The organism is Candidatus Methylacidiphilales bacterium (assembly GCA_033875315.1).
Lineage (GTDB): Bacteria > Verrucomicrobiota > Verrucomicrobiia > Methylacidiphilales > CAZTYG01 > JANRJG01.
This window is the reverse complement of record JANRJG010000003.1, coordinates 187172-200733: the sequence shown is the minus strand read 5'-3', so window position 1 is coordinate 200733 and position 13562 is coordinate 187172. Positions and strand designations below refer to the sequence as shown.

The following is a 13562-nucleotide window of genomic DNA, read 5'->3' as shown; positions in this document are numbered from 1 at the left end:
ACGCCCGCACCGCTGTCTTCAGCCTTCCCATCATCTCCTAAAATCATGCGCGATTCCAAGCCACCCGCCGAGAACGACTCCTGCTGCGACACGCCCGGGTGCTGTTCAGGCGGTGACATGAGCCGACGTCGTTTTGTCGAAGCGGCGACCCTGGCGACAGCGGGTTCCCTTTTATTGCCCCGAATGGTGATGGCCGGTCCCTTTGATGATCTGGATTGGGATCAGATCATTCCTGCCGACAAAAAACTGCGGCCCAACTGGGTGAAATCCCTTTACGCGCGCGGCACGCCACAGATGTATTCCAAGGCGAATCAAGAGCTGCGTTTCATCGGCATGCCCGTGGGCGGCATCTGCTGCGGCACAATCTATCTAAGCGGCGATGGACAACTTTGGAACTGGGACATCTTCAACCAAAACCTTGAAGGCGTCCTGCCCGTCTCCGTTCCTTGGTCGGAAGCAGGAGAACCGTATCGTGACAAGAAAGGTGATGTCAGCAGTCGCAACGGCATGCGCTACGTCCGGCCTGCGAAGCAATCGGATTCGCAGAAGATTGACCAAGGCTTCGCCCTGAAAATTTCCCAGAAGGGAAAAACCGAAGTGCGCCCGCTCGACAGCACCGGCTGGGCCGAAGTGAATTTCACCGGACAATATCCCATCGGAACCGTGGAATACAGCGATGCCACCGCGCAGGTGCAAGTGAAACTGGAGGCATATTCGCCCTTCATCCCTCTCAACACCGATGACTCCAGCCTGCCCGCCACGGTGTTTCATATCACGGTGACAAATCGCAGCGCGGATACGGCCACGGTGAATCTCGCCGGCTGGTTGCAAAATGCGGCCAGCTTTTACTCCGCCAAGTCGGGCAGCGGTCAACGGGTGAACTCCGTGACGCTGGGAAAGAAGGCGACGCTCGTGGCGATGCGGTTTGAGCCCAACGCGACCCTAAAGTCTAAAGTCCGCCCGGACATTATCGTCGACGATTTTGAGAAGGGCTATGGCGCATGGAAGATCGAGGGCGAGGCGTTCGGCAAACAACCGCTCAATCGTGCGGTCATTCCACCCTATCAGGGCGCCCTAGGGGGCGAAGGCGGCAGCGTGGTCAATTCACACGGCAGCGCGCCGGGGGATTCCACGGCGGAAAAAGATGCACGCACTGGCAAGCTCACCAGTGCGCAGTTCAAGATTGAACGCAGGTTTCTTTCCTTTTACATCGGCGGCGGCAGCCGCAATGACGTCGGCCTGCGTTTGTGGGTCGACGGAAAAGTCGTCCGCACCTTCAGCGGCAAAGACAAAAATGCCATGCACCGCGAGGCGCTGGAGGTGGCGGAGTATGAGTCCCAACTTGCGGTCATTGAAATTTTCGACGAGGCCGGAAAAGGCGGATGGGCCAACATCGGCGTAGATCACATCGTCCAGACCGACATGCCCGATACCGAATCCGTTTTAGAGAGGCAGGGCGACTTCGGCACGATGGCGCTCGCGGTCATCGGCAAAGGCACGGCGAATCCAGAGGTGAATGCGGCGGAACTTCCCGTGGCTGCTTTCGTGAAATCCAACAACCTGACGGCCCAAGGATCCATGCCCGTTGGAGCCGTTGCTCAGGAGCAAGTCATCGCGGCGGGACAATCGGCGGAATTTCGTTTTGTGCTCGCATGGCATTTCCCAAATTCCAAGATTCCCTGCCCGGATGCAGGGAAGGGGAACTATTTTTCCAAACGCTTCCGTGACGCGACTGCGGTGACGGATTACATCGCCAACGAGTGGCCCCGACTGGAATCACAGACGCGGTTGTGGCGCGATACGTGGGTAGATTCCACGCTGCCACACTGGTTTTTAGATCGCACCTTCTTGAACACCTCCATTCTCGCGACGACGACCTCACACCGTTTTGCCAGCGGTCGTTTCTGGGGCTGGGAAGGTATCGGCTGTTGCGCGGGGACTTGTACGCACGTCTGGCATTACGCACAGGCGGTGGGGCGCCTCTTTCCGGACATCGAGCGCGACTTGCGCGAGCGCGTGGACTTCGGCGTAGGTTTCATCCCAGATTCGGGTATCGTGCGCCATCGAGCGGAAGGCTCTACCCCGGCGATTGATGGCCACTGCGGGCGCATCCTCGGCGTCTGGCGCGAACATCAGATGAGCGCCGATGACGCGTTTCTCAAGCGGCTCTGGCCCAAGGTAAAAAGGGCTCTGGAACACGTCATCGAGCATGACAAGGATGGCGATGGCATTCTCGACGGCCCCCAGGAAAACACGCTCGACGCCGCTTGGTTTGGACAGATCGCGTGGATCACTTCGCTGGCCATTGCCGCGTTGCGGGCCGGCGAAGTGATGGCGATGGAACAGGGCGATACTGATTTTGCCGGGCGTTGCCGCGCCCATTACCAAAAAGCGCGAAAGTCTGTGGAAACCAAATTGTTCAACGGCGAATATTTTTATCAAATCGCCGACCCCAAGCGGGCCAAAAGCCTCGGCACATATGAGGCCTGTCACATTGACCAGGTCCACGGCCAGAGCTGGGCCTGGCAGGTGAATCTCGGACGCGTTCTGGATCGCGAGAAGACCTTGAGTGCGTTGAAGGCATTGTGGAAATACAACTTTGCACCTGATGTGGGGCCATTCCGGAAAAAATTCACCGCGGGTCGTCCCTACGCATTAGCCGGCGATGCGGGATTAGTCATGACCACGAACCCGAAACTCATCAAGGATGTCTATGGTCTTTCGAGCTGGCAGATCGGTTACTTCAACGAGTGCATGAGCGGCTTCGAGCATCAGGTCGCTTCCCACATGATCGCCGAGGGCATGGTGCTGGAAGGCCTGGCCGTCACGCGCGCCATTCACGACCGGTATCACGCAGCGCGACGTAATCCTTGGAACGAAATCGAGTGCAGCGATCACTATTCCCGCGCGATGGCGAGCTACGGCACATTCATCACCGCCTGCGGTTTTGAATGCCATGGGCCCAAGGGTCACCTCGGCTTCGCTCCCAAGCTTACGCCGGAAAACTTCAAGGCCGCCTTCACCTCCGCCGAGGGTTGGGGCAGCTTCAGTCAAAAAATGGAAAACGGAAAGATGTTGGCGGAAATCGCCCTGAAATGGGGGACTCTCCGGCTGCGCTCGATCCGTCTCGCCACCGAGGCAAAACCAGCCTCTGCGACCGTTGAAGCGAACGGGAAGCCCCTTGATGCAAAGCTCACCTTCAACGATGGCAGCACCACGATCACTTTGTCACGAGACGTCAAAATAACCGCCGATCGAAACATCCAAGTCCATCTCACACTATGAAACACCTCCTCCTCATTCTTGCCTTCATCCTCCACCCCTCGCTTCAGCTTCAGGCGGCAGAATGGAAGGATACACTCAAAGAGTCCCTGCCTCTGCTCGGCCACCGCAACTGGATCGTCATTGCCGATTCCGCCTACCCCTGGCAAGTGAGTCCGGGCGTGAAGACGATCAACACCGGCGCCACCCAGGAAGAAGTGACCCGCGCCGTGTTGCAAGCTCTGGCTGGAACCCAGCATGTCAAACCGACAATCTACATTGATCGCGAGCTGGAGTTTGTGTCCGAAAAAGACGCCCCGGGTGTCACGGCCTACCGCAATCAGCTCGCCAAAATCCTTGCCGGATTGGCCATGACCAAGCTCCCCCACGAGGAAATCATCACCAAGCTCGACGAGGCCGGGAAAACCTTCCACGTCCTCCTACTGAAAACGAACATGACCATCCCCTATACCTCCGTCTTCCTCAAACTCGAGTGCGGTTATTGGAATAAGGACTCTGAGAAACGGCTGCGCGATACTTTGCCCAAAAATAACAAGAAATAAACCATGATCTATCCATCCAGAACTTTCGCATCCCTGATGACCAACTGCTTCTGCGTGTTGCTTCTGCTGTCCCTGATCGTGACTGCCTCTGGCGCCGCGGATTCCCTGAAGCCCAACGACGGCCAACGCCAGTTGATCGAACGCGGTTACGGCATGTTCATTCACTTCGGCGTGAATACCTTCAATCAGGTCGAGTGGTCTGACGGCAAGCTGCCCGCATCCAGCTTCAACCCGACGGCACTTGATTGCGACCAGTGGATCCAAACCGCCAAGGAAGCTGGATTCCGCCACGTCATTCTAATCACCAAACACCACGATGGCTTCTGCCTTTGGGACTCGAAATACACCGACTACGACGTGGCGTCCTCCCCCGTCAAAACCGACGTCGTGGCCGAGGTGGCCAAGGCTTGTCGTAAATACGGAGTCAAGCTGGGGCTCTACTATTCGCTTTGGGACCGCAGGGAACCTTCGCACAACGACAAGGACCCGACGAAGTATGTGGCTTTCATGAAAAGCCAGCTCACCGAGCTCCTGACCAACTATGGCGATGTTTGTGAGCTGTGGTTTGATGGCGGCTGGGCCAAACCTGACGCGGACTGGAACATTCCCGATGTCTATGCCCATATCAAAAAACTCCAACCCGACTGTCAGGTCACGGTGAACCACACCATTCATATCCCGGGTCAGCCACGAAAGTTTCGTCAGCCCGAGGATTTTGTCAAAGGCGACCCAATCCGCTACTGGCCAGTGGATTTTCGCACCAAGGATCCCAATCTGGTGCGGGCGGATGACCCCAAAGAATTCACCAGTCCCGATGGGCGGCTTCACTATCTGCCCTTCGAGCATACCATTTGCATCTCCGACCGCTGGAACTGGTTTCAGAAAAAAGAGATCATTCCTGCGCGCACTCCGGACGAGCTCGAGGAACTCTTCTATTGGTGCACCGCCAACGACAATGTGCTACTGGTCAACCTGCCGCCGGACCAGACCGGGCGCATTCGCGAAAACGAGCGCCAGGCCATCTTCAAAGTCGCCGATCAACTCGGGATTCGTGGCGGCCAAAAACCACTGCCATCGGCTCCCCTCAACCAAGCCGCCGGGGTCTCTGCGGAAGCCGACAGCATTTATTCGGACGTCCATGATGCTTCCAAAGCGGTGGATGGAAGGCTCGAAGGAACCCGCTGGGCCGCCCAAGCAACACCCGCTTCGCTCACTCTCACACCCGCCAAGCCGTTCGTTTTCGACCGCATCTCAATCCACGAATACGCGGACATGAAAGATCTCGGTGACAATTTCTCCCAGCAGAGGACCTTCCGCGTGCAGGCCTTCACCCTTGAAGCGCTGCGAAACGGCGTCTGGAATTCCATCCACACCGGGCAAGAAATTGGGGCCGCTAAAATCCTGCACTTCGACCGAAAGATCACGGCGGAAAAACTCCGCCTGCGCATCACACAAGCCAGTGCGCCCGCCAGCATCTATCTTTTTACCGTAGCAGACTCGAATACGCGAGGCGTGCGCGGCGTCATCGGGCAAAAACGCTAGGAATACGTACCCATTTGTGCCTGTATGAAAATCCGTTCCGCTACTCAACTTGGGGTCGCACTGGGGCTCTGCCTGTGGATGTGGATGACTGGATTCGCCTCGGCTGAATCAACCCCCGCTTCCCCGGCGCCAGGAGGGAAGCGACCGAAGTTCACCAGCAAAATCCATATCCCGGTGCGACTCGCCACCGAGGTGACACCCCTGCCTCCGGCAGGCTACGAACTGGTTTTCACAGACGAGTTCAACGGGAACGATATCGACACCAAAAAGTGGGGTTTCCGACTCGAAAGTAAGCTTCTCAGCACCCAGCAGCGGGAAAATGTCTCGGTCAAGGACGGCAACTTGGTCATCGCCCTGCGCAAAGAGTCCGTGAACGGCAAGGACTTCACCGCCGGCGGCGTCATCAGCCGACAGACCTTTGTTTACGGCTTCTACGAGGCCCGCTTCAAAACACCACCCGCCGAGGGCTGGCACACGGCTTTTTGGGCCATGAAGAAATCCTTTCCTGACCAACCGGCCGGGCCGCCGGCGTTACTGGAATTGGACTTCTGCGAACAGGATGGCGGTGACCCCCATTTCTTCAGTTTTGGTATCATCAACCAGTCGCGCTACCACCAGAAGAAAAATCGCCAATCCTGGAATGCGGGGCGCTGGGTCATCGAAGATGCACCTGATACCTCGGCGGGTTTTCATGTATGGGCCTGTGAGTTCACTCCCCAAACCACCCGGTTTTATTTTGACGGCAAACTCAGCAAAGAATTGAGTTCCGCGGGATTTCCGCACGATGCGATGAGTGTTTGGTTCAGTGCAATCGCCAGTACGTTAAAGGGAGACCGGTGGGTGGACGAATCCAAGTTGCCAAACGAAGTGCTATGCGACTACATCCGTGTCTACCAACACCCCAAACATCGCGAAGCAGAAGACGCCGTGCGCGCTGAGATCCTTCGGCCACTGCCCCTGCTCAAGAATCAGACAACGAAAGACACCGATCCACTCAAGCCGAAGCTCGAGGACTTGAACTGAAATGTCCGCCCCTTCACACACCCAATGAAAGCTCCTTCCATGCTTTCGATCCACCTCCAGATTCCGTCTCTTCTCATCGTGTTGACCGCATCCACGCTGTCAGCCCCCGCCGAGCAATCCAAAACTGTCCATCAGACTCACAGGGCATTTCGACCCGGACAACCCTGGCTGGATACAAGGGGCGTCCCCATCAACGCGCACGGGTTTTGTGTCCTGGATGTCGCGGGTCGTTTTTACTGGTACGGCTCGCATAAGATCGAGGGCAAAACCGAGGACGAAAAGAACGAGGCCGGCGTCCGCTGCTACGTGAGTGACGACTTGATGAACTGGGAGGATCAAGGACTCGTGCTCTCAGTTTTTGCTCCCGATGCCCATCCCGAGCTGGCGGAGGCCTTCATCCTCGATCGCCCCAAGTTGATTTACAAGGAAGCGGCCAAGACCTTCTTCCTTTACTTCAAACTCTACCCCCCCAAGTCGAAAGGCGGGAAGAGCGGCAAAGACTACGCATGGGTCGGCGTCGCCACCTCCGCCACACCCACCGGCCCCTTTGCCTACAAGGGATACTTTTTGGGCAACCACAGCGAATTCGGCACCGGAGATTTCGCCATTTTCGCCGATACCGACGGTGCGGTTTACCACATCGCCGTTCGCAAGCCGGATAAGGCCCTAATCTATGGCCGCTTGTCCGAAGATGGGCTGAAACCGGCCGGTGAATACCATGTGCTGGAGGGCGTGACACAGGCAACGGAGGCCCCGGCTTTTTTCCGTCGTGGCAATAAAATCTACCTCCTCGGCTCGGCATCGACCGGTTGGAAGCCCAATCCCGCCCGTCTTTTTGTGGCAGATCAATTCACCGGTCCGTATAGGGAACTGCCCAATCCCTGCCGCGGCGTGAATCCGATGAACCATCTCGGGCCTGATAAAACCTTCGGCGGGCAAAGCACTTTTGTTTACCCCGTATTGGGTCGGAAGGATGCTTGGATCGCGATGTTCGACATCAATAAGCCGGAAGACCCCATCAACGCCGGCTATATTTGGCTGCCCGTCGAATTCGAAGCGGACCAGCCTGTCATCCGTTGGCGGGACAAGTGGGATCTCTCGGTGTTTTCAAAAAAAGTAAACCTCAACTCGAGGTTCTAAGACCATGCTTAAAATGAATATCAACCAATACGTGCAAAACAAACATGTCGGCAGGAACCTGACCTATCCATTACGCCTAGTTATTATTTCGATGATCGCAGCGGTTCCTGCTTGCCAAGCTGCACCGACCGATAGCAAGGCTGCCCGGGCTGCCGCCGGTCGTTCGCCTGCACAGACCGAGTCATCGGTTCTCGGCACGATGATCAACGCAGATTTTGAAACGGGGAACATGACGGGTTGGAAACACTGGAGAACCCGGGCTTCCCAGATTTCTGCCCATGCTCGATCGGGCAAGCATTCGATGGCATTAGGCCCGGGGCGGGCCTTCTGTGTCCAGGAAATCAAGATTCGTCCCAATAGCCGTTACCGCTTGTCAGCGTGGGTCAAAACCGAATTGGGTGCCGACACGATCGAACTCATCGCCAGCGATTTTGGTGGTCCCAAGATTTCCGTGGCGAGTGCCCTTACGGAATACAACCAGCTGTCGCTCGAATTTACATCCGCGCGCATCATCGACACGCTTTCGGTCACCCTGTGCAATCCGGCGGGGGCCGGGGCAGGATATGTCGATGACCTTGCTCTGGAGTATTTGGGCGAAGCCCCAGAACCGGTCATCCAAGAATTTGTGAAGTGCGAGATCCCACCCCAAGTATCAGAGGGCGGGGTGGAGACACTTCCCCACAGTGCGATGGAGTGGTTTCTCGACGCCAAGTTCGGAATGTTCATCCATTGGGGAATCTATTCATCGGTGGACAAAGGTTCGGAGTGGGTCATGCATAGCAAGCGCTACTCCCCTGAAGATTACCGAGCTCGCGGCGAAAATCCGGAGACCGGCTTCACCGCCGCCAAGTTCGATCCGGTGGCATGGGCGGAACTGGCCAAGAAGTCGGGCATGAAATATTCGGTGCTCACCACCCGGCACCATGACGGCTATGCTTTGTTTGAAAGCAAGCATCCCAACAGCTGGACCAGCGTCAAACACCTGGGCCGGGACTTGGTCAAGGAATACACCGATGCGGTCAGAAAATCAGGCTTACATGTGGGTCTCTACTATTCGCCGATGAGCTGGCGTTATCCAGGTTACTACAATGTGACCGGTGACAACATGAAGCCCAACGTGTGGGGGTACACCGCGGAGCCGTGGCACAAGGAAAACGCCCGTTTGATGAAAGAAGAAGTCTATGAACAGCTCGGCCAGTTGCTGGCCCATTACGGGCCGATCGAATACATGTTCTGGGATGGTGGCTGGCTCGGTCAAAGCGTGGACAACGAATTGGAAGCCCGATTCTGGGACGCAGGGAAATATCAGGACCCCAAAGGAGACTGGCTGGTGGGCAAAGCCTTTCAGGAAAAAGAGGGTCTTTTTTTTGGCAAAGCACTCGGAGTCATGGGAATGGTTCGCAAACACCAGCCTAGGATGATCGTCAACGAGCGCTTTGGCTGGGTGGGTGATGTGCATGGTGAGGAAGGCGGGGCGGCCACCTCCGGCGACATCCGGACCAAGCGCTATATGGAAAAGTGCATGTCGGTGCAGAGGGGAGGCTGGGGATATGTGCCTCATGCGCCTGTTGTGAGCTTCGAAGAGGTGGCTGTTTTCCTTTCCGATTGCGTGGTTCGGAACATGAATCTTCTGCTCAACGTCGCCCCGGACCGAGAGGGGGTCATCCCGATGAACCAGCAGGAAGTCCTTCTCCAGACCGGAGATTGGCTGCAGAAAGTCGGCTCGGCCATTTACAACACCCGCGGTGGGCCATGGCAACCGCTGCACGGCGAGTATGGATTCACTTACTCGGGCAAGAACATCTACTGCCACATCTACGCCGGTTACCGCCACAAAGACCAGGGAACCTTCACCACCCAATCCATCGGTTCCAGGAAGGTCGGCAACGTCATCGACCTCTATTCCGGCCAAGCACTGCCCTGGACGGAAAATAACGACCACACAATCACCATCGAGAAAGTGAATTATAACCAAACTCCGTATGTGACCATCCTTCAGATCACCCTCAACGAAGATGTCTATAAAAACTAACCTGTACTTTTTTCTGATTGCTGCTTTTCTCCCGGCCTTCCTTCAAGCGGAAGCGCCGGTGACTAAGATCGAGGATTTGCTCAAACCTCATGTCGTCCTCAAGGACTTCGCTGTCACCGCCCCGCCGTCCATCAAGCACACCATCTCAGGTGAAGGTAAGCTGGAACTTTCCGGCGAGCTTAAGGACAAGTCCTGCACCATCGTCCTCCGACCGACCGGGGGCCGTTGGGACATCTCTGCATACTCCTACTTTCGTGTGGATATCACCAACAAGGGGAATGGATTGGTTTGGATACGGGGCCGGTTGGATAATGAAGGTGCACTGGATTGGAAGGACAGCTCCAGCACCATGGCCTATATCCTCCCAGGGGAGCGGGCAACCGTGGGGTTTCCTTTCCAAAGAGTCGCCAGTGCCGACGATTCCCCGGAGATTTTTCACCTCCAGGGTGCCCGGCCCAACGGCTTCCGGGGCCATTGGCTGCCGTTCAAACCGGAAGATGTGCGGGAGTGTCGGTTGGTCATTCGTTCGACCTCTGCCCAGCTCAACCTCAAGGACATGGAGATCAGTCTCGCCCAGCCCTTTGGTGCGAAGGCCAATGCGCGTCTGCTCGAACTTCCCTATCTGGATAAGTTTGGCCAGGTGCGCCAACTGGACTGGCCGAACAAACTTCACTCGCAGGAGGAATTGCTCGCGCGAGCGCTCAAGGAAGACCGTGAATCAGCAGGACAAACCGGTCCGAAAAGCTTCAATCGCTACGGAGGTTGGAAGGACGGGCCGCAGTTGAAGGCCACCGGATTTTTCCGCGTGGAGAAATACAAGGGGCGCTGGTGGTTCGTGGATCCCGAGGGACGTCTGTTCTTCTCCCACGGGGCCAACTCCATAGGTTTTGACCAATCAACCGTCCTCAAAGACCGCAGCACCCTCTTTGCTTGGATTCCTTCACAGACTGACATCGGTGAAGCCCTCTCCAACAAGGGCAATCTTCACTTCACCATTGCCAACCTGCACCGGACTTTCGGACCGGACTGGAAGTCCAAAGCCTACGACCGCGTCCATCGCCGCATGCGTGCATGGGGCATGAACACCGTGGGAGCCTGGTCGGACCCGGAATTGTATCAGAAGCCCAGGACGCCCTACACGCTCATCCTCCATGTCTGGCCTGGTAAAAACAGGCTTGGTGATAAAGTGCCGGATCCCTTCTCCGTCGAATTTGAAAGACGCGTGGAGGATGGACTCAAGCAATTGGCCGTGCATTCGGCTTCAGACCCGTGGTGCCTCGGTGTCTTCATCGATAATGAGTTGGGTTGGTATCAGGATTTTGTCAGCAATGCTCTCGCCGGCAAAGCGGATATGCCCGCCCGCCTGGCGGTGGTCGCCTTATTGAAGGATAAATACACCACGATCCAGGCACTCAATACAGCCTGGTCCACCCAGTTCAAATCTTGGGAGGCCGTGAATGCCGCTCCCAAAGAATTGGAAGGCACCGCGGAAGACCGCAAGTCGATTGAAAGGCTCATCGGCCACCGTTACTACAAAGTCTGCCACGACATGATGCGCAAGATCTTTCCGAACCACCTCTACCTCAGCTCACGCATCCACAAGGCGGGCCCCGAAGTTTATGAGGAAGCCACACGTTTTGCCGACGTGCTCAGCGTGAACCGTTACATGTCACTGGCCGCCGCAGGAGTACCCAAAGGATTTGACAAGCCCGCCCTCATCGCGGAGTTTCACTTCGGTGCGCCGGATCGCGGTGTGCCTGGTGTGGGACTCACGTTTGTCGGCGACCAACTCCAGCGAAGCCGCGCTTACGCCGCTTATGTTTTGGATGCCGTGCTCCAACCCAACATTGTTGGCACCCATTGGTTTGCCTACGCCGACCAGTCCGCTGCGGCACGACCCACGGTGGGAAAACCCGGCGAAAACTACCAGATAGGCTTTGTCGATGTGACGGACACCCCTTATCCCGAAATCACCGCAGCGAGTCGCGGGCTGGCTGATGTCATGTATTCCCTGGCCGATCGTGAGTCGGTGGACCTCATGTCACTTTTGCAGGACACCTGGAGTTCCCGCACTCAACCCCCTCAGGTTGCTCGATAAGAACGGTCAGACTCTCTTTATAAAAAATATGAAAATCGTTGTCCTCGCCATCCTCCTGTTCTGCCTGAAATCCAACGGAATGGGCCAATCCTTCATGATGAATCCCTACGGCTGTCCGGATGCGGTTTCGCTGAACGGCAAGTGGAATGCGATTGTCGACCCCTACAGCCGCGGTGAGCAGATGAAGTTCTACCAGAACCGGAAGCCGCAGAAGAAAACCGAGTTTCTGGAATACAGCTTTGAGGGTGGTTTGCGGCTCAATGTTCCCGGAGACTTTAACTCCCAGTTGGACGAGTTGACATACTACGAGGGCAACGTTTGGTATCAGCGCACTTTCAAGGCGCAGAAGAAGGAAGGCCACAAGCAATTCCTCTATTTTGCAGGCGTCAGCTACGAGACAAAGGTGTGGCTTAACGGCACTGAAATCGGACGGCACGAGGGAGGATTCACGCCCTTCGAGTTCGACATCACCGGACCTCTGAAAGATGGGGTGAACGACTTGGTCGTCTTGGTGAACAACGACCGCCGTCCGGATGGCATTCCGGCAATGAGCTTCGACTGGTGGAACTATGGCGGCATCTTGCGCGATGTCTTTTTTGTCAATCGGCCTGCCGTCCACATCCGCGATTACAAAGTACAGCTCAAGACGGGCGCCGGAATTGCCGGATACGTTCAACTTGATGGGGCAACTTCGCCTCAGAAAGTCACGCTCAAGATCGAGGAACTGGGCGTGCGGCAAATTTTGACCACGGATGCCAAGGGTTATGCACCTTTCGAAATCAAAGCAACGCCGGAACTCTGGTCACCCGGCAAGCCGAAGCTCTACCCGGTGACGATTTCAACCGGCCAAGACCGCATCAATGACGAGATCGGCTTTCGGACCATCACGACCAATGGCACTAAGATCCTGCTCAACGGCAAACCTGTCTTTCTCAAGGGCGTCAATTTCCATGAGGAAATCCCCCAGCGCCTCGGCCGGGCCTACTCAGCGGCAGATGCCAACATGATTCTCCACGAAGTGAAAGCGCTTGGCTGCAACTTCATCCGAACTTCCCACTACCCGCAGAATGAACACATCGTGCGTGCTGCCGAGCGGATGGGTTTGGTGATCTGGGAAGAGATCCCCATTTGGCAGGGAATCGACTTCGCCAATCCGGAAATTTTCAAGAAGGCGGAAAAAATGCTGCGCGATATGATCTACCGCGACAAGAACCGCGCCGCGGTGATCATCTGGAGCATCGCCAACGAAACCAAGCCCTCGGATTACCGTGACCAAGTGCTGACCGGATTGGTCTCTCTCTGCCACGAACTAGACGGAACCCGCCTGGTTGGTGCCGCTTTCAACAATCCCCGGTATGACAAGGCGACCTCGACGTTCCGCCTTGAGGACAAGCTTGCCAACGCGGTCGATGTGGTCGGCGTGAACAAATACATGGGCTGGTATGATCCCTTTCCGCTGAAACCGGAGCAAATCAAGTGGGAGGTGGCAACGGGAAAACCTCTGATCTTTTCCGAGTTTGGAGCCGAGGCACTGCATGGGAAACGCGGACCGGTTGATGTCGCTCATGAGTGGAGCGAAGATTATCAAGCCGAGGTCTATCGCCAGAATTTAATCATGTTCCGCAATATTCCGAACTTGCAGGGCGTGGTGCCGTGGTTGCTTTTCGACTTCCGCTCGCCCTACCGATGCCAACAGACCTATCAAAACGGATGGAACCGAAAAGGTCTCTTGGGAGACAAAGGCCAGCGCAAGATGGCTTGGCAAGTGATGAAGGAGTATTATGACGCAAAATAGGTCGGTGATTCAAACCGCAGACCATCATCAGCATACGGCGTATTGTATGACGGATGTTCCACAATCAAGTTAAACACCAAGAGCATTCCATCCATCGGTTCAAATCTC

Annotated in this window: 8 protein-coding genes; all 8 read left to right on the top strand. The window is 56.2% G+C overall.

All coding sequences use genetic code 11. From position 1 onward, the window contains the following. Nucleotides 1-45 precede the first annotated feature (45 nt). The 8 genes from SFU85_00835 to SFU85_00800 all read left to right on the top strand — a co-directional run bounded on the left by SFU85_00835 (nt 46) and on the right by SFU85_00800 (nt 13454). Nucleotides 46-3285 (top strand): GH116 family glycosyl-hydrolase, encoded by a 3240-nt coding sequence (locus tag SFU85_00835; GenBank protein MDX6765316.1) that lies wholly within the window; start codon nt 46-48, stop codon nt 3283-3285. Further along, a complete protein-coding gene (locus SFU85_00830; GenBank protein MDX6765315.1) occupies nt 3282-3824 on the top strand; it encodes an RbsD/FucU domain-containing protein in 543 nt (180 codons plus the stop codon). The genes SFU85_00835 and SFU85_00830 overlap by 4 nt, the downstream gene beginning before the upstream one ends. Before the next feature lie 3 nt (nt 3825-3827). Then, nucleotides 3828-5366, top strand: a complete 1539-nt coding sequence (locus tag SFU85_00825) for an alpha-L-fucosidase (GenBank protein ID MDX6765314.1) — start codon at nt 3828-3830, stop codon at nt 5364-5366. Between the two features lie 24 nt (nt 5367-5390). Next, nucleotides 5391-6389 carry a glycoside hydrolase family 16 protein gene (locus SFU85_00820; GenBank protein MDX6765313.1) on the top strand — a complete coding sequence of 333 codons (999 nt, stop codon included), beginning with the start codon at nt 5391-5393 and terminating at the stop codon, nt 6387-6389. A gap of 39 nt (nt 6390-6428) precedes the next feature. Further along, nucleotides 6429-7529: a family 43 glycosylhydrolase gene (locus SFU85_00815; protein MDX6765312.1), complete on the top strand. Its 1101-nt coding sequence runs from the start codon at nt 6429-6431 to the stop codon at nt 7527-7529. Nucleotides 7530-7830: 301 nt separating this feature from the next. After that, nucleotides 7831-9561 (top strand): alpha-L-fucosidase, encoded by a 1731-nt coding sequence (locus tag SFU85_00810; GenBank protein MDX6765311.1) that lies wholly within the window; start codon nt 7831-7833, stop codon nt 9559-9561. After that, complete coding sequence (locus tag SFU85_00805) at nt 9545-11659, top strand: beta-galactosidase (GenBank protein ID MDX6765310.1); 2115 nt, start codon at nt 9545-9547, stop codon at nt 11657-11659. The genes SFU85_00810 and SFU85_00805 overlap by 17 nt, the downstream gene beginning before the upstream one ends. After that, a complete protein-coding gene (locus tag SFU85_00800; GenBank protein ID MDX6765309.1) occupies nt 11649-13454 on the top strand; it encodes a glycoside hydrolase family 2 TIM barrel-domain containing protein in 1806 nt (601 codons plus the stop codon). Before SFU85_00805 ends, SFU85_00800 begins: the two co-directional genes overlap by 11 nt. The last annotated feature ends 108 nt before the right edge of the window (nt 13455-13562 follow it).